We start from the raw sequence: 18267 nt of genomic DNA, 5'->3' as shown, positions 1-18267 counted from the left end.
CGTGGCCTCTTGCTTTTTTGATAAACATGTTAAAATGCGAAAAAATTTTAAGGATTTTGCATGGGTGGCGTGGCAAACAGAGTGGCTTTCATGGATCATCTGCCCTCTTCTTTGGTGCATGTGGGGATTTTATTTAGTGGGAATGGATCGAATATGCAAAATCTTATTGAGCAGTTGCACAAAAAGTCCTTTGTGCGTACTTCAAATAGCCAACCCCTGATTTTGGATGTGACTCTGTGTGCGAGCAATAACCCCAAAGCATACGGCATTGTACGTTGTGAGAAACTGGGCGTGCCCTGCGTGGTAATTTCTAGTGAAGAGGAGTTGATGCAAGCCCTAGTGCGTTGCCATGTGATCTTGCTAGCTGGTTATATGAAAATTTTAAGCCCTCTGTTTGTCAAACACTACCCCACCCTCAATATCCACCCCTCTTTTCTGCCCCACCACAAGGGCAAAGATGCGATTTTAAAGAGTTTTGAAAGTCAGGAGGGTATGGGGGTGAGCGTGCATTGGGTAACAGAAGAATTAGACGGGGGTCCCATCATTTTACAAGAGCCTCTAGCAAGGGAGTCTAACGACACGCTGGAGAGTTTCACCCAAAGAGTGCATGCCCTAGAGCACCAACTCTACCCTAAAGCCCTTTTAAAAGCACTAGGTCTATGCCATGCATGATCTCTTTATTTTAGCCATCATCACGCCCTTAATTGTTTTAGTCCCCTATGTGAGCCGTTTGGTCAAAATGCCCGTGGCGGTTTTAGAAATTGTATTTGGGGCTTTGGGGGTCTATTTTGGCTTATTCACGCCCAATCCTAGTTTTGGCATGATGGCTGAAGTGGGGTTTTTATTTTTGATGTTTTTGTGTGGTATGGAAGTGGATCTGTATATGTTTAGGCAGATGAATCGGGCCTTATTAAAAAAAATTCTGTGTTATTTTGGCATTCTCTACGCCCTCTCTTCAACCATCACTCTAAGTGCCAAACTCTCCGCCCTCTACATCATCGCCCTACCCATTGTCAGTTTGGGGATGATCATGACCTTAGTTCGCGATTATGGCAAAGAATTACCATGGCTGGATTTGGTGCTCAAGGTGGGCGTGTTAGGCGAACTGATCAGCATTATTTTATTGGTGGTCGTGGATGGGATTTACTTACATGGTCTAGGCTTGGAGCTTTACAAGACTTTGGGCATTTTATTGCTCTTTTTGGGCGCGATTGTGGCGTTAATGCAAATTTTTAACATCTTGTTTTGGTGGTTCCCGGGCTTAAAATCCTTTATCATGCCCACAACCGACCAAGCTAACCAAGATATCCGCTTTGCCATTATGCTCTTTTTTAGCTTGATAGGACTCGTGGCATGGCTCAAACTCGAAATGGTCTTGGGCGCGTTTTTGGCTGGGACCATCGTGGCGACCTTCTTCCCCCACAAGCATGAATTATTCGATAAACTTAACGATATTGGCTTTGGCTTTTTTGTGCCTTTATTTTTTATCCATGTGGGCTCCACTTTGGACCTTAAACTGGTTTTAGACAACCCCAAGCTCATCTACCATGCGTGCTTAGTGGTGTGCGCGATGTTAGGTTTGCACTTGGTGGCAAGCTTCACGCTCTTTAGGACCCACTTTGCTAATCTGCGCAACACTTTAACCTTTGCACTCAGTGCCTCTATGCCCTTGACCTTTTTGGTAACCACCGCTAGCGTGGGCTTAAGAGTGGGGGCGATCAACCAAAATACTTATTATTCCTTCTTGCTGGCTGCCATTTTTGAGGGCGTGCTTTTCACCACTCTCATTAAAGCACTCATGCACACCCAAAAGAAAGCCTAGACAAACCTAGGCAAGCCCAAGCGCGGGCAAACCAAGCAAAACCAAAAAGTGAGTGGAGATTAAAAAGTGTAGAGATAGCCTAGATAGACAGAGTAGTCTCGTTTGAGGCTGTAATATTGCCCCCCCGCCGTTTTCAAGAATTTATTGACTAACATGGGGATCTTCACGCCCAACTCAATGCCGTTATGTTTGTGGATATTGGCCCTAAAGCCAAAATTCAACCACACATTAAAGTTCCCATGGCTAGGCTTACCGACATTGCCCGTATTACTAGCCATCAATGCATCTTGCCATGCATGCAGAGTTGATCTATTCACCTGCCACGCATTCCCCCCGATGGCAAAGCCCCCATAGACCCCCACGCTGGCATTTTCGCGATCGAAGAAGTTACCCATTAAATCTGTGCCCACACCATAAGCAACCATGCTCAGATCGACACTGCCATTATAAATGGACCCACCTACTGTGGTTGGTACACTCAGTTGCCGCCCCAAATGCGCATACCCATAGTCCAAAAAACCATAATAGCGCAAGCCCAGCCATGCAGTCTTGGCATTGGGGGGCTTGAAAAAGAAACTCTGCCCAGCCAAGAAACCAAAACCATTCATCGCACCATTGGCATATTTGCCATGCCAGCTAATGTTTGTACCCTGCCAGTTTTCATTTCCTGTAGGATTGCCCTGCTTGTCCAAATGCCACATTCCGGGCGAATAATTGTTGTTAGTGTAAAGACCGGTATTCATCCTACCCTGCCCGATCTGGTAGTTAAGCCCAATAAAACCACCGCCCTTTTCCGCCATCAAGCCACTGCTCGCCACGCCTAAAACTAGAGGTACCCCCAGTAAAAACTTTCTCATTCTTATCCTTTATACACCATAAAAAAAGTTGAACTTAAGTTCCAATCATACCATGTTTCCTCTCATAAAACAAGAATTTTATATTTTTTTTATGCTTAAAGTGATTGATTTGCAAATTCTGTATAATAGCGTTCCAAAAATTCATGGGTTGTAAAGAGAAAGCTTGTTAGACAAAATTCAAATCTATGGCGCGCGGGAAAATAATCTCAAAAATATTAACTTGGAAATCCCCAAAAACCAATTCATTGTTTTTACGGGCTTGAGCGGATCGGGCAAATCCACCTTGGCTTTTGATACCCTCTATGCCGAGGGGCAAAGGCGTTATTTGGAATCGCTTTCCAGTTATGCACGCCAATTTTTAGACAAGGTGGGCAAGCCCGCTGTGGATAAGATCGAGGGCTTGATTCCGGCTGTGGCGATTGATCAAAAGAGTACGAGTAAGAACCCCCGTTCCACCGTGGGCACAATCACTGAGATTTACGACTATTTACGCTTGCTATTTGCGCGCGTGGGGCAACAACATTGCCATTTGTGTGGCGCGCCCATTGCCTCCATGAGCGTGGGCGACATTTTAGAGCAGGTCTTGCAAGACTTCAAAGACACAAACATTATTGTTTTAGCCCCCATAATCCGCGATAAAAAAGGCAGCTTTGCTGACAAGATCGCGAATTTACGCCAAAAAGGCTTTGTGCGCGCCTACATTGATGGCGTGCTGGTGCGTTTAGATGAGCCCATCGAGCTTGCCAAGAGCAAGAAACACACTATTAAAGCCGTGCTCGATCGCTTGCAAACGAGCCTAGAAAACCAAGCCCGCCTAGCCAGTGCCCTAGAAAAAGCCTTAGCCGAGAGTTTTGGAGAAGTGGAGGTGATGGACACTGAGGGCAAAAAAAGCATGCATTATAGCGAGCATTTGGCTTGTTTTCAATGCAAGGTAAGCTTTGAGGTGCTAGAACCCTTGAGCTTTTCGTTTAACTCCCCTAAGGGCGCATGCGAGGCGTGTGCGGGTTTGGGAAGCAAACTGAGCCTAGATACCCAAAAAATCCTAGACCCCAATTTACCCACCGAGCACATCAAAAAAGCCTTTTTTTGGAATCACAACTATTATAACGCCCTCTTCGAGGGCTTTTGTGTGGCTAATCAAATCGATCCTAGCGTGCCTTTTAAAGATTTGAGCACGACTCAGCAAGAGGCTTTGCTCTATGGCAATGGGACAGAAATTTGTTTTACTTGGCGGCAAAGCCAACTCAAACGTCCTTGGAAAGGGGTGATCCAAATTGCCTACGATATTTTCAAAGACACACGCGATCTCAACCAATACATGAGCGAAAAGCCATGCAGTGTCTGCCATGGGCATCGCCTCAAGGGGTCCTCTCTGGGCGTGCGGGTGGCGGGGCATAATATCGCCGATTTGCTGGATATGCCCATCCATAGTGTGTATGTTTTTTTTAAGAATTCCACTCATTTTGCCTACTTGAGCCCCCAAAACCAACGCATCGCCACCCCGATTTTAAAAGAAATCTTAGAGCGGGTGTTTTTCTTGGTGGATGTGGGGTTGGGTTATTTGAGTTTGGGCAGAGATGCGCGCACCTTAAGCGGGGGAGAGAGTCAGCGAATCCGGATTGCTAGCCAGATTGGGAGCGGACTAACCGGTGTTTTATATGTGCTAGATGAACCCAGTATTGGTTTGCACGAAAAGGACACGCTCAAACTCATTAAAACTTTAAAGAATTTGCAAAAAAAGGGCAACACCTTAATTGTGGTCGAGCATGACAAAGAAACCATTAAACAAGCCGATTTTGTGGTGGATATTGGGCCTAGGGCGGGCAAATACGGCGGGGAAGTGGTCTTTAGCGGGAGCGTGGAGTGCTTGCTGAAAAGCGCGCATACGACCGCACTTTATTTGAGCGGGGCTAAACAAATCACACGCCCCACAAAAGCACCTAGCACAAAAACGCTCTTTTTGGAGCTTAATGGTGTGTCCATCCACAACATTAAAAACTTGCGTGTGAAAATCCCTTTGGGGCAATTTGTGTGCGTGAGCGGGGTGAGTGGGAGTGGGAAAAGTTCGCTCATCTTGCAGACTCTTTTACCCATTGTTAAGGAATGCTTGAATCACGCCCAAAAAAAGGCAGTGGGGAGCGTGGAGGTGGTGGGGCTAGAGCACTTAGACAAGGTGATCTATTTGGATCAAGCCCCCATTGGCAAAACCCCCCGCTCTAACCCCGCCACTTATACGGGGGTGATGGATGAGATTCGCGATCTCTTTGCGATGAGCAAGGAGGCGCAAATACTAGGCTATAGTGCGAGTCGTTTTAGTTTCAATGTCAAGGGCGGGCGGTGTGAAAAATGCCACGGTGAGGGGGATATTAAGATTGAAATGCACTTCTTGCCCGATGTGTTGGTGCAATGCGATGCGTGCAAGGGGAGCAAATATAACCCCCAAACCCTAGAGATCAAGATTAGGGGGAAATCCATTGCCGATGTGTTGCGCATGAGTGTGGAGGAAGCCCTAGAGTTTTTTGCCAAAATCCCCAAGATTGCCACCAAATTACAGACTCTTAAAGCAGTTGGGTTGGGTTACATCACTTTGGGGCAAAATGCCACGACCCTAAGCGGGGGGGAGGCCCAACGCATCAAATTAGCTAAGGAGTTGAGTCGCAAAGACACGGGCAAGACTCTGTACATTTTAGATGAACCTACCACCGGACTACATTTTGAAGATGTACAATTATTGATTAATGTTTTGCATTCCTTAGTGGAGTTGGGTAACTCCATGATTGTGATTGAACATAATTTAGATGTGATCAAAAACGCAGATTATATCATTGATATGGGACCTGAAGGGGGCGATTTAGGTGGGCAAATCACGATACAGGGCACACCCTTAGAGCTAGCCAAAAACCACGCCAAAAGCAAGAGTTACACCGCTAAATTCTTAGCCCAAGAGCTAGGGATTGCCCCCAAGCTTTAAGCCCTAAAGAATCCTAAAAATTGCTATAATGCACCCATCTTAATAAAGGAATCCCATGATCACTCCTAAAACCTTGAGTGGCTTTAAAGACAGACTCCCTAAAGAGGCGATGGCAAAGGGGGTGGTGCTGGACAAGTTAGCCCATGTGTTTAAAAGTTTTGGTTTTGTGCCCATTGAGACTCCACATTTAGAATACGCCCATATCCTCACCCAAGAACAAGGGGAGATTCAAAAAGAGATTTACCGCTTTAAAGATCATGGCAAGCGTGAAGTGGGCTTGCGCTTTGATCAAACCTTGCCCCTAGCACGTTTTATCGCCCAACACCATTCTGTCTTGGGTTTGCCCTTTAAGCGTTATGCGATTGGGAATGTTTTTCGGGGCGAGCGCGCCCAAAAAGGGCGTTATCGCGAATTTACACAATGTGATTTTGATTTTATTGGGAGTCATAGCATCCTTTGTGATAGCGAGATTATCCAGGTGATCATTGCGGGTTTGAGAGCCCTAGATTTGGAGGAGTTTAGTGTTTGGATCAACCACCGCAAAATTTTAAATGGTCTGTGCCAACATTTTGGCTTGCACGCCCAAGAGGACACCCACACACTTTTAAGGGTGATTGACAAATTGGGCAAAATCGGGCATGAGGGGGTGCTCTTAGAGCTTAATACCTATTTTCCCGAGATTGATTTTAAAGAGTTTTTGAGCATCATCAACACCAAACAAGAAGAGGATAGCCTAGAGTTTTTCAAACGCGTGGCTTACTTGAAAGATTACAATGCCACCCTCAAGGAGGGCTTAGAGGAGCTAGAGAGACTTTTTGCCCTCTTGTTAGCCCTAGACATCAATCCGGATCACTTCAAGGTGGATTTTTCCATTGCTAGGGGATTGGGTTACTACACGGGCATGGTCTGTGAAACTACACTCAACCAACTCACCAGCTTGGGGAGTGTGTGCTCGGGGGGGCGTTATGACAATCTCTCCAGGAGTTTTAGCACGCAAAATTTACCCGGCGTGGGGGCTTCTATTGGTTTGGATCGCTTGTTGGTGGCTTTGGAGGAATTGGAGTTGGTGGAGAGCAAATCCACTAGTGCGCGGGTGTTGGTGGTGTGCATGCACCCCTCGCATTTTGTCTATGCTAGCCAAGTGGCGCAGAATTTTAGGCAAAGTGAGGTCAATACCGAGCTTTACCCTGAGATTGGCAAGTTAAAAAAACCTTTTAGCTATGCCAACCAGAAGGGGCATGAGTTTGTGGTGGTTTTGGGCGAAGAAGAGGTGCAAAAGGAGAGTTTGACACTCAAAAACATGACAACGGGATTGCAGGTGAATCATTTGAGTTTTCTAAAAGCTTTAGCGATGGTCAAAGAATGAAAACATATAGCATTGCTTTAGTGGGCGCAAGCGGGGCAGTGGGTGAGGAGATCATCAAGGTATTAGAAGAGCGCACTTTTCCCGTGGGCGCATTCTTTGCTTTGGCTAGTGCCAAGAGTGCGGGCAAGAAAATCCGCGCCTTTGGGGAGAATCACACCATTTTAGAGACCACCCAAGCCTTTTTTAGCCAAGAAAAGATCGACATTGCCTTTTTTAGTGCAGGTAAGGGCGTGAGTGAGGTTTTTGCCCCTTGTGCTGCTCAAAATGGCGCGGTGGTGATTGATAATACCAGTTTTTTTCGCTTGCAAGCAGATGTCCCCTTAGTGGTCCCAGAGGTCAATGCGAGAGACTTGCAAAACTGCCCACAATCAATCATTGCTAACCCGAATTGTTCCACCATCCAAATGGTGCAAATCTTAAACCCCCTACACCACGCCTTTAAAGTTGTGCGCGTGGATGTGAGCACTTATCAGGCTGTGAGCGGGGCGGGCAAAAAGGGCATTCACCAGCTACAAGAACAAATCAAGGATTCTAATGCGCCTAATAGTGCCTTCCCCCATCCCATCGCCTTTAATGTGATCCCCCAAATTGATGTCTTTTTACCCTCGGGTTACACTAAAGAAGAGATGAAAATGGTGCAAGAGACCCATAAGATCATGCACGCCAACTTCCCTATCAGTGCTACTTGTGTGCGTGTCCCCGTGCTTAGAAGCCATAGTGAGAGTCTGAGTATTAGCTTTGAAAAACCCGTGAGTGCCCTAGAAGCTAGAGAAGTTTTAAAACAAGCTCCCAATGTCGTGGTGCTCGATGAACCCACCACCTCTAGCTACCCCACCCCCTTGATTGCTAGCCATAGCGATCAAACTTTTGTGGGGCGGATTCGCGATGATTTGCACAGCCCACACATGCTACACTTGTGGTGTGTAGCTGACCAGTTGCGCGTGGGTGCGGCCACCAATGCGGTTAAGATCGCCCTTGCTCTTAAGGGTCTTGCGGGATTTGCTTGAGGGTTTCGAGCACTTCAAAAAAATTAGGTCGGGCAATGTTGTGCTCTTTGAGGTAGTTTTCATCGAGCTTTTTCCAGATAAAAGTTTTGCCAAAAAATCCACGCCGATCTAGGCTGGGCAAAAATTTTAAGTCCCCGTTTTTCTTTTGGTGGATTTGCACATAATAAGTCCGCCCATCGTAAAAATTATATGCCCGCCCGCCTTTATAGGTGTCATCATAAATGTGTTTCAGATTATATAAAAACACCACGCCCTTATCGCTACGGCTGCGTAAAGCAGGGTTTTTATTGTAAATATCTTTTCTAGCCGGTGAGCCATCCACATTGGCAATCCCGTAAGCATAATACTTGTCCTCATACTTAAAAAATTCTACATAAGAGGCTTTCATATACAAAAAAGCTTGGGTTTGGTAAATCCCCTCCAAAGTGCCCGCACACAGGGGGGCGATACAGAAAACAAAAGAGCAAATTTTCATGTTTAGAGCTTTAATTTAACAAGATTAGCGGGCACTTTAGCCACGACTTTATGCACTAAGTCCAAAGATTGGGGGTGGGGGCTGGTGGTGTGCGCATCTGTGGGGAATAAGATGGCTAACCAGCCAGCGTGCAAATACATTTCTAGGCTATGTTCGCCATTATGGTAAGTTTGCTTGTCTAGCGTGCTATCATAGTCTTCTTGAATTACCAAATCGCTTGAGTCGCTTAAGTTTAAAATCTCACACCCATGCACCACAAGGCAAAAATCAATGTGGGTGCGGTGAGTCTCCAACACACCTCCTAAGGGTTTGTAAGCGATGTGCATGGCGTGCATGCCATGCCCGATGTCTTGCCGTAGCGATCCGCTTTGCTGTTGGATTAAGCTTTGGTGGTGGGGGTGGTTGGTGTCCAACATGCTAGCCAAATACCCATAGAGAGTCTCTAGTTCTAGGGTTTTGCTGAAAAGTGTCTCTAAAGAGTTTAATTTACCAATAATTGCCATGTAACCTCCATGTTATCACTAAAGGGCACATTCTAGCAATAAAAGGTGAATAAAGTAGCCGTGCCCCCTTAAGGTGTTTGTTTGGCTTTTTGGATCAAGTATTTTTCTTGCTCCAACTTGTGCAAGGTGAGCTCATGGCTAATCTTGCTCACACCTTGCGTATAAATTTGCAGTAAGATTTGATAGACATGGCTATCAAACCCATTGCCATGCACGGGTGTTACCACGCTGGTGGGCATAAACCCCCCGCCAGTGGTGCGTTGTTGTTGGATGGTAACATCGGTTTTGATCTGATAGCCGGGCAACTCTAGCGCGCTCATTTGGAGCACCTTTTGACTCTTGGGTTCTAAGAGTCTGAGCTCCAAAAAGCCCATGGATAAGTTTTTGTTACGCTTGCTAATGCCACTATCTTTTTTCTTGAAAATACTCATGTCTAGTTCCTCTAAAACATCAATGGCACCGGTGATGCGTACAACCACATAGCCTTCATTAGCTTGCTTGGGCGTGGGTTTGGAATCCACCAATTCTACGGAAAATCCGCGTTTTTCTAAAATACTCTGGATTTGATCCAGCATAGAGGTCTTGAACTCTTTTTGCATGCTCTCAGGCACATTAGAGCTAAAGCTAATCTCCATAGGGGCTAATAAGATCAAGAGATGGTTTTTGGGTTGTTGTTTTTCGCTCTCTTCGTAGTAAGAAAAAGTAACTTCACTGCTAGGAGCTGGGGCATGCTTGCACCCATAGAATACAAGAGCAAGTACAAAAGCTAGGAGGGGATAAGGCATGCACGATCCTTTTTATTTTTTGAATAAACGGGTGGCGATCCGAATGAGGCGCATGAGCAATTTGAGTTTATTGTGGCTGTCCCTAAAAGAACTGCCCCGCCTTCTTCTCATCAGCACGAATAGGTGGTTTCAAACTCAAAGGGATGGGGCTTGCTCTCCCAAGGGAAGACTTCAGATTTGAATTTGAAACTTTGGTAAGCTTGGAGAAACTCTTCGGTAAAAACCTCGCCCTTTTTCAAGTAATCCTTGTGGGCGAGCATCTCCTCTAAAGCACTGCGTAGCGTGTGGGGGAGTTGTCTGATCCCCCGATCGCGGATTTCATCTAGGGTTAGGGTGAAAAGGTTAATATCCATCGGTGCACCCGGATCGCTCTTTTTGTGAATCCCATCCAAGCCAGCCATCAAAATCGCTGCAAAAGCCAAGTAGGGGTTAGAGGAATTATCCGGGAAGCGCAATTCAAAACGGGTCGCCTTCCCACTCACCCCGTAAGGAATGCGCACGCTCGCGCTACGATTTTGGGCTGAGTAGGTCAAAATTGAGGGGGCTTCATACCCGGGGATCAAGCGTTTATAAGAGTTGCTAGAGGCATTGGTAAAGGCCGCCAAACTCCTAGCATGTTCTAATACCCCGCCTAAAAAGTGCAAAGCCATTTGGCTAAGATTTTTATAGACATCCCCGCAAAAGAGGTTTTCTCCTTTTTGCCAAATGCTCACATGGGTGTGCATGCCACTCCCATTATCTCCATATAAGGGTTTGGGCATGAAAGTTGCGCTCTTGCCATTGAGATGCGCGACCATTTTCACCACATATTTAAGCTTTTGGATATTATCCGCTGCCTCGACCAAATCCCCAAAGCGCACACCAATCTCCCCTTGCGCTTGGGCTAGCTCGTGATGGACGACATAGGTTTCTAGCCCCACTTGGTTGAGCACCTTGACAATTTCAGCACGCAAATCCATCATGGTATCTGTGGGGGGTGTGGGCAAATACCCGCCCTTACGCCCCGTGCGGTGTCCAAAATTCACCCCCCCCTCAAAACTACGCGCTCGATTCCATTCCCCCTCTTCGCTATCAATCTCGTAATATTGGCAATTCACATCGCCCTTCATTTTGATCGAATCAAAGATAAAAAATTCATTTTCTGCCCCAAAATAGGCAATATCCCCGATCCCCAGTTCGCGTAAGTGCTTTAAAGCGCGCTTGGCAATCACCCTAGGGCATTTTTCATATTCTTGTTCCTTGTAAATGTCCCACACATCGCAAAACACCACAGCGGTAATATCTGCACTAAAGGGGTCGATGAAATAGCGAATCAAATCGGGTTGCAAGATCATGTCTGACTTGTCAATACTCTGCCATGCCTTAAAGCAACTCGCATCAAAGGGGATGCCTTGTTGTAACAAATCCTTATCCACGCTGGAAAATGAATAGCCCATGTGATTCCATGTGCCCTTCACATCAGTGAATCTAAAATCCACAAATTCTACTTCTTTTTCTTTGCAAAAATCCAAGAATTTTTGCACATCGGCATCGCTATTATGCAGTTCCACTTTTACACCTTTTTTATTTTGATTCTAGCATGTCTAAAATTAAGACACAGCTACAAAGGGAGTTTCTGCCAGTGGCGGACTGATTTGACCCTTATAAGCCCGGTAGCAAATCCGCACACTAGCTATCAAAACCAAAAAGGCAACCAGCATGAAAAATACACACAAAATTGCATCGATGGTGTGGTTGGTGATCGCCTGTTTGAGTTGGCTGATTTGCTTAGGATCGGTGGTGGTGGCGAGTTTTTCTCTTAGAATTTGGGCGGTGGCGACATGGGAAACATGGTTTAACACGCTATCAGAGCCTTTAGGCAAAACCTTTAAAGTCCCGCTATAAAAGGTGATCCCCAAAATTAAGCTAGCTGGAATCGCCGTTACTAATGCGTATTTGAAGCGTTGCATTTTAAATAAAATGGTCGTGGCCAGCAAGAGTGCCATGCCTGCTAGCATTTGGTTACTCACACCAAATAGGGGCCAAAGGGTGTAAATCCCACCTTTAGGATCGATAGTGCCTTGGTAGAGAAAATATCCCCACAACCCCACGCAAACCAAAGTCGCAAAGATACCCGCCCCATAGGACTCTGTATTGCCTAAGGGCTTATAAAGATGCCCTAAAATATCTTGGATCATAAAGCGCGCAGTTCTAGTGCCCGCATCCACAGCTGTGAGGATAAAAAGGGCTTCAAAAAGGATCGCAAAGTGATACCAAAATGCCATCACACTAGGATCGCCTAAAAGCTGATAGACAACCATACTCAGCCCAATAGCAAAAGTGGGTGCACCCCCCGTGCGGCTTAAAATGCTGTGTTCGCCAATGTTTTTGGTGATCTGTTCGATCTCTTGGGGGCTAATGGAAAAACCCCATGAACTAATCACCTTAGCCGCCTCTGTGATGTCGCTTCCAATGGTACTAGCTGGGGCGTTGATTGCAAAGTAAAGTCCGGGGTGTAAAATGGCAGCCATGAGCAATGCCATGATCGCCACAATGGATTCCATCAGCATGGAGCCATAGCCCACCAAGCGCGCATGGCTTTCTTTAGCGATCATTTTAGGCGTAGTGCCCGAGGCGATCAAAGCATGGAATCCACTAATGGTTCCGCAGGCAATGGTGATGAACAAAAAGGGGAAGAGCGCGCCGGCAAAAACCGGACCGCTCCCATCAATAAAGTGGGTGATCTTGGGGATTTGCAAGGGCGGAGCGACAATGATAATTGCCCCTGCCAAGATCAAAATCACCCCAATTTTTAAAAAGGTGCTCAAGTAATCTCTAGGAGCCAATAAAAACCACACGGGCAAGATGGCGGCAATAAAACCATAGGCGATAACCAGCCAAGCTAGCGTACCCTCGCTCAAAGTAAAATAAGAGGCAAGGATGGGATCATTGGCCACCACCTTGCCATAATAAATTGCCAACATCAGGAGCACAAAACCCAACAGCGAACTCTCTAAAACACGGATGCGGAAAAAGCGCATGTAAAGCCCCATCACAATCGCGATGGGGATGGTCATAGCGATCGTAAAGAGTCCCCATGGCGAATGCGCTAGAGCCTTGACCACCACCATAGCCAAAATGGCAATGATGATGATCATGATCCCTAGTATCCCCAAGAGTGCAAACCAACCCACCACAGGACCCATTTCATCTTTCACCATTTCACCCAAAGACTTCCCACCCCGCCGCATGGAACAAAAGAGCACCACAAAATCATGCACACAGCCCCCTAAAACACTCCCAATTAAAATCCACAGCACGGAGGGCAAATAACCCATTTGGGTTGCCAGAATCGGACCTACTAGCGGACCTGCCCCAGCAATAGCGGCAAAGTGATGACCAAAAGTGATTGCCTTGTGGGTGGGGACAAAATCACGCCCATCATTGCGCACACAGGCCGGTGTGGCACGTCCATCGTTGAGGCAGAGCACTCGATAAGCGATAAAATGGCTATAAAAGCGATAACCCAAAGAGTAAATGCAAATGGCTGCACATACCAGCCAAAGCGTGTTGATACTCTCGCCTTTGTGTAAAGCCAGTACACCCAAACACACCGCACCTACAATGGCAACCAACGCCCAAACCAAATGACTCCAAGTTCGTTTCATTCTTGCCTTTCTCCAAATCGATCTATTCTGTAAGTGGATCGTATCAAACAATTCTGCCATTTTATTTAAAATTTTAGCTATCATTACGGCGATTCCAAAATAAAGGGCTGGTTATGTTTATTGCTTTTATCCCTGCGGGTTGCCATTGATATTTTGTTACGCTATCTGCTTGCCAAGAAAAACTCTCAAGGTGCTTTGAAAAGTTTGGATTCTTACATTCTTAACACACACTATGTGCCAGATAGCCGGTCTAAATACTTGGGCGCGAGTGTGGGTCTGTTGGGTATTTGCTTTATTTTGGGCATTGTAGGGCTGTATTTGATGCCTGAGAGTGTTACCCATTGGAGCAAAGAAAAATTCGGGCTGGGGAGCTGGTTTCACAATGTCTGCTTGGGTCCGCAATTTGATGACGATCTATTTATTTTTAATTGGGTCTTGCACCCGTATTTTGGTGCGATTTACTACATGCAATCTAGGGTGGCGGGCTATCGCTGGAGTGCGGGGGTGCTCTTCACTTTCTTGGTTTCAACCTTTTTTTGGGAATACGGGTTAGAAGCCTTTGTAGAAATCCCTAGCTGGCAAGATTTGATCTGCACGCCGACTATGGGTCCTTTGGTGGGTGAGTTTTTCTACCACGCCACCCAGCACATCCAAAGACACCAAAAAAAGTTACTGGGCTTTAGGCTTTTAGGGCACACCGCACTTTTTTGCATGGATTTTATTGGTTTTGTGCTCCAAAATCTGGGCGTAACCAAAATGTTGGGCATAGAAAATAAGAATAGCTTAAAAAAAAGCTAAGAAATATTTACCATAATGTGGGCTTTAAATGCTAGGATAGTGCCCCATTTTACGAAGTAAAGGGCTTGATATGGATAGTCGGGTTAGAATTTCAAACCGCGCCAAACTCCCCACAAAGTTTGGGGTGTTTTGGATTCAATCCTTCCAAGAGCATAAGGAAGGGGGCTTGCCAGTGGATCATTTGGTCGTTTTCACTCAAGAACTCTTAGAAGTGCCCCTTGTTAGAGTGCATTCAGAGTGTTTAACAGGAGATGTCTTTGGCTCTCAAAAATGCGATTGTGGGGGTGAATTGGAGATGGCCATGCGTCAAATTGGTGCGCACGAGCAGGGGGGCATGTTGATTTATTTGCGCCAAGAGGGGCGGGGCATTGGGCTGTTTAACAAGATCAACGCCTATGCTTTGCAAGATCAAGGCTATGACACGATTGAGGCTAACCGGGCGATCGGGTTTAAAGACGATGAGCGCGATTATGCCATTGTGGGGGATATTTTGAAGCATTACGGGATTGCTAAAATCCAACTTTTGACCAATAACCCCCAAAAAATCGCCGCCATTGGGGCTTATGTGGAGGTGGAGCGCAGTAGCATTATTGTTGAAAGCAACTGCCACAACAAAGAATACTTGGAAACTAAAAAAAACAAAATGGGGCATTTGCTTTGATCTGTTTGGCGAATGGGGGGGGGGGGGGGGAAGGAGGAGGAAATCCAAAATACGAGTTAAAAATGTTTAAAGATATGAGTTTGAGAACAAAAATGGCATTGGCGATCGGATCGGTGCTGGTGCTCTTAGTGGTGGTGATGAGTTATATTGTTTCTTCTAAAGCTGAGCGCATTTTGGAGGCAGAAGCCCTCAATCGCTTACAAGCCCAAGTGCGTAATGCTAGCTGGGGTGTGCAGGCTAGCATTGAGCGGGCTTTGGTGCGCCTGCATATTATCAAAGCCGTTCTATTAAAAAACAACACCCAAGCTGATCTCGCCTTTGAAAAGTACTTTCTGAGCGAATATCTGCGCTATACGCAGGCTGTCTATGCCCTATCCATCGCTATAGAGGGAGAATCGATCAACACTATTAGTTTTGGCATCGATAAGAGCAATTCGGGTAAAATTAACACCTTAGCTACGCCCGATCTCTACCACAATCCCTTATATATTGCCAGTAAAAATACCTCTAAACTTGTTGTGGGTAAGCCCTATTTGCGCACCATGCATGATGGGCAAGTCATTTATGGGATTGATGTGGCTTATTCTTTAAGGGATCATCAAGGGGCTTTTAGGGGTGCGATTATCCTTTTTATCAACATCGATCTCTTCGATTCTGTGCTTAAATCTTATGGAGTTGGGGATACATCCTTTAATCTGATCGCCCAAGATGGGACTTTATTAGTCGTGGGTGGCAACCACCATGAATTACGTGGGCGTTCTTGGGAGGGGGTCAATAAACCTTTTGCCCAACAAGGCTTGCCCCTCATCCAAAGCGGGCAAAAACAAGTTTTGCGCATCTATTCAACCGTCAATCACGAATTCTCCTATGGCGCGATTTATCCTTTCAAGGTGCTGGAAAAAGTCGATGACAATCCTTTGCATTGGGCCGTCGTGGGCGTGAGGAGTGAAAAGCGTGTTTTTAGGGACATTGACTCCATCAAGCTCACGATCTGCATTACGGGCGTGATCGGCTTGTTCGTTGTGATCGGTGTGATCTACTGGTTACTCTATGTTTTGATGAGCAAGCGCATTATGGCGGTATCCCAAAATTTAGACAACTTCTTTAAGATCTTGCGTCACGAAATTTCAGCCGATCACATCAAACTCATCCCGGCCAAGAGCAAGGACGATTTGGGCAAAATGCAAGCCGATATCAACCAAAATATCCAACAAATCCAAAAAACCATCTTGCAAGACAAACAATCTGTAGAGAATAGTATCCAAGTTGCCTCTAAGGTGGAGGAAGGGGATTTTAGCCAAACGGTGGATGCAGAGCCTAACAACCCCTCTTTAATTGAGTTGAAGAAAAACCTGAATAATATTATTCTCTACATGCAAAAAAATATTGGTATGCACATGAAAACGATCAATGATGCTTTTGAGCGTTATAGCCAATACGACTTCAGACATGGCATCCCCGGAGCGAGCGGACATATTGAAAAGGTTGTAGATGGTCTTGTGCATGAGACAAGACGCATGCTAGGCACTTCAGCTGGCTTTGCCAAAGAGCTAGATGGAAAGGTGATGATCTTAAATGGTTGTGTGGATCGCCTTAATGAAATTGCGACCAATCAAAATAATAGCTTGGATAAAACCATTATGAGCATTGCTGGAATTACCAATGGTATTACAGAAGTGGCACAAAAAACCCAAGATGTGATCCAACAAGGCCAAGACATTAAAAGCATCGTGGAGATCATCCGCAACATTGCCGATCAAACTAATTTGCTGGCTTTAAACGCTGCGATTGAAGCGGCACGGGCGGGCGAGCATGGGCGCGGGTTTGCGGTGGTGGCTGATGAGGTCAGAAAATTAGCCGAATGCACGCAAAAATCTTTGAGCGAGATAGAGAGCAATATCAATGTCTTGGTGCAAAGCATTTCAGACACTTCGGCGAGTATCCAAAATCAAGCCCAAGAGGTGGAATTTATCAACCAATCTTTAGAGGAATTTAAAAAAGACACAAAGAGCAATATCGCCATTGCACGCGATTCCCTATTGGCCTCTCAAGACATTAACCGCATATCCGAAGAGATTTTAAAAGATGTGCAACGCAAAAAATTCTAGAGCACTATTAGCCAAAAACACAGAAAATTTTGCTATCCTAAGGCGAATTTTTAAGGAGAGTTGATGGTTTGCGTGGAGTTCTTAGGCCCAATCAGAGAAGAGAGTATGCAATTGGATATTTGCGATTTGCACGGGCTTAGAGCCATTTTGCAAGAAAAAGAGAATGTGCGCCCGTGGCTGGCTATGAGTGCGATTAGCGTGAATGATGTTTTAGTAGAAGATTTGCGCACACCGCTTAGAGATGGGGATAGGGTGATGGTGTTGCCCCCCGTGTGCGGAGGTTGAATGCTTGAGATTTTTGAGGGTGCTTTGGATGCGCCGACTCTCTATATGCGCTGGGAACAGGAGTGCAGATTGGAAGGAGCGGGGGCTTTGTGTGTGTTTAGCGGGGTGGTGCGCCCCCAAAGCCTAAATTTTCAAGGGTTGAGTTTTGATGTGCATGGACCTTTGTTGCAAGCGTGGTTTGATGTGTGGCAAAAACGCGCACACTTGCAGGGTGTCCTCTTAAAAATGGCACATTCAAGGGGCGATGTGCCGGTTTTGCAAACTTCTTACATGGTGGGCCTGATCTCAGAACACCGCAAAGCCGCCCTAGCCTTGTATGTGGATTTTATTGAGGACTTCAAGCACAGCGCGCCGATTTGGAAATACGATCTATTGGATAACCAGCGTGTCTATGCCAAAGAGAGAAGCCACCCGCTGAGGGGTAGTGGGTTGTTGGCTTAAGGGGGGTTGGTGGAGAGCATTAAAGTTGGGATTGTGGTCAGTAGCGATCGGGCGAGCAGTGGGGTCTATGAGGATGTGAGTGGGGGGGCGATTAAAGAGGTTTTAAGCGAATATATTATCAATCCCCTGGTTTTTGAATACCGCCTAATCGCCGATGAGCAGGATTTGATTCAAGAGACCTTGATCGAGCTTAGTGATGTGTGTGGTTGTGATCTCATTGTGACCACAGGGGGCACGGGCCCGGCACCTAGAGATGTTACTCCCGAGGCAACTAAGGCGGTGTGTTCTAAAATGTTGCCCGGCTTTGGGGAGCTGATGCGTGCCACGAGCTTAAAGTATGTCCCCACGGCGATTCTCTCGCGTCAGAGCGCGGGCATTAGAGGCTCAAGTCTCATTGTCAATTTGCCCGGCAAGCCTAAGAGCATTCGGGAATGTTTAGAGGCGGTTTTTCCGGCTATTCCTTATTGCATTGATTTAATTGGAGGGCGTTATATTGAGGGCAACACGGAGCATATCCAAGTGTTCCGCCCCAAGAGGTGAC

At 46.1% G+C, this 18267-nt stretch carries 17 protein-coding genes; 11 read left to right on the top strand and 6 right to left on the bottom strand.

Annotated elements, in window-relative coordinates:
* The first annotated feature begins 60 nt into the window (after positions 1-60).
* Positions 61-672, top strand: a complete 612-nt coding sequence (gene purN / locus EAO36_RS01080) for a phosphoribosylglycinamide formyltransferase (protein ID WP_120947458.1) — start codon at positions 61-63, stop codon at positions 670-672.
* Positions 665-1822, top strand: a complete 1158-nt coding sequence (locus tag EAO36_RS01075; RefSeq protein WP_120955590.1) for a cation:proton antiporter — start codon at positions 665-667, stop codon at positions 1820-1822. Before purN ends, EAO36_RS01075 begins: the two co-directional genes overlap by 8 nt.
* A 59-nt stretch (positions 1823-1881) precedes the next feature.
* Here the strand turns inward: EAO36_RS01075 and EAO36_RS01070 are convergent, their stop codons facing one another.
* Positions 1882-2679, bottom strand: coding sequence for an outer membrane protein (locus EAO36_RS01070; RefSeq protein ID WP_120947460.1), 798 nt, complete (start codon positions 2677-2679; stop codon positions 1882-1884).
* Positions 2680-2842: 163 nt separating this feature from the next.
* On the opposite strand from EAO36_RS01070, the gene uvrA reads away from it, so the two are divergent.
* From uvrA to asd, 3 genes are read left to right on the top strand one after another with little or no spacing between them, the layout of a single operon-like run.
* On the top strand, positions 2843-5650 hold the full coding sequence (uvrA, locus tag EAO36_RS01065) for an excinuclease ABC subunit UvrA (protein WP_120955589.1): 2808 nt from the start codon (positions 2843-2845) through the stop codon (positions 5648-5650).
* Positions 5651-5705: 55 nt separating this feature from the next.
* The gene (gene hisS, locus EAO36_RS01060; protein WP_120947461.1) at positions 5706-7016 is read left to right on the top strand and encodes a histidine--tRNA ligase; all 1311 of its coding nucleotides are present in this window, start codon (positions 5706-5708) and stop codon (positions 7014-7016) included.
* On the top strand, positions 7013-8023 hold the full coding sequence (asd, locus tag EAO36_RS01055) for an aspartate-semialdehyde dehydrogenase (protein WP_120947462.1): 1011 nt from the start codon (positions 7013-7015) through the stop codon (positions 8021-8023). The genes hisS and asd overlap by 4 nt, the downstream gene beginning before the upstream one ends.
* Here the strand turns inward: asd and EAO36_RS01050 are convergent.
* The 5 genes from EAO36_RS01050 to EAO36_RS01030 all read right to left on the bottom strand — a co-directional run bounded on the left by EAO36_RS01050 (position 7998) and on the right by EAO36_RS01030 (position 13433).
* Entirely contained in the window at positions 7998-8498 is a 501-nt protein-coding gene (locus EAO36_RS01050) for a DUF2147 domain-containing protein (RefSeq protein ID WP_120947463.1), read from the bottom strand. The two genes, asd and EAO36_RS01050, sit on opposite strands and share 26 nt — an antisense overlap.
* A 2-nt stretch (positions 8499-8500) precedes the next feature.
* Positions 8501-9001, bottom strand: a complete 501-nt coding sequence (locus tag EAO36_RS01045) for a YhcH/YjgK/YiaL family protein (RefSeq protein ID WP_120947464.1) — start codon at positions 8999-9001, stop codon at positions 8501-8503.
* A gap of 68 nt (positions 9002-9069) precedes the next feature.
* A complete protein-coding gene (locus EAO36_RS01040; protein WP_120947465.1) occupies positions 9070-9786 on the bottom strand; it encodes an HpaA family protein in 717 nt (238 codons plus the stop codon).
* A 110-nt stretch (positions 9787-9896) separates the two neighbouring features.
* A complete protein-coding gene (glnA, locus tag EAO36_RS01035; RefSeq protein ID WP_120947466.1) occupies positions 9897-11336 on the bottom strand; it encodes a type I glutamate--ammonia ligase in 1440 nt (479 codons plus the stop codon).
* A 39-nt stretch (positions 11337-11375) separates the two neighbouring features.
* A complete protein-coding gene (locus EAO36_RS01030) occupies positions 11376-13433 on the bottom strand; it encodes a carbon starvation CstA family protein (protein WP_162983035.1) in 2058 nt (685 codons plus the stop codon).
* Between the two features lie 204 nt (positions 13434-13637).
* Between EAO36_RS01030 and EAO36_RS01025 the strand changes: the two genes are divergently transcribed.
* The 6 genes from EAO36_RS01025 (at position 13638) to mog (ending at position 18266) form a co-directional block, all read left to right on the top strand.
* Complete coding sequence (locus tag EAO36_RS01025; protein ID WP_120955607.1) at positions 13638-14231, top strand: DUF3943 domain-containing protein; 594 nt, start codon at positions 13638-13640, stop codon at positions 14229-14231.
* Between the two features lie 70 nt (positions 14232-14301).
* Positions 14302-14892 (top strand): GTP cyclohydrolase II, encoded by a 591-nt coding sequence (gene ribA, locus EAO36_RS01020; protein ID WP_120955588.1) that lies wholly within the window; start codon positions 14302-14304, stop codon positions 14890-14892.
* 62 nt (positions 14893-14954) lie between these two features.
* Entirely contained in the window at positions 14955-17000 is a 2046-nt protein-coding gene (locus tag EAO36_RS01015) for a methyl-accepting chemotaxis protein (protein WP_120955606.1), read from the top strand.
* A 63-nt stretch (positions 17001-17063) separates the two neighbouring features.
* Positions 17064-17285, top strand: a complete 222-nt coding sequence (locus EAO36_RS01010; RefSeq protein ID WP_120947470.1) for a MoaD/ThiS family protein — start codon at positions 17064-17066, stop codon at positions 17283-17285.
* The gene (locus EAO36_RS01005) at positions 17286-17726 is read left to right on the top strand and encodes a molybdenum cofactor biosynthesis protein MoaE (RefSeq protein ID WP_120947471.1); all 441 of its coding nucleotides are present in this window, start codon (positions 17286-17288) and stop codon (positions 17724-17726) included. It begins immediately after the preceding gene.
* Positions 17727-17735: 9 nt separating this feature from the next.
* Positions 17736-18266: a molybdopterin adenylyltransferase gene (gene mog / locus EAO36_RS01000; RefSeq protein ID WP_120955587.1), complete on the top strand. Its 531-nt coding sequence runs from the start codon at positions 17736-17738 to the stop codon at positions 18264-18266.
* Position 18267: the final 1 nt, after the last annotated feature.

It is taken from the genome of Helicobacter mehlei (genome assembly GCF_003660265.1).
GTDB lineage: Bacteria > Campylobacterota > Campylobacteria > Campylobacterales > Helicobacteraceae > Helicobacter > Helicobacter mehlei.
This window is presented reverse-complemented; position numbering and strand designations above follow the sequence as displayed.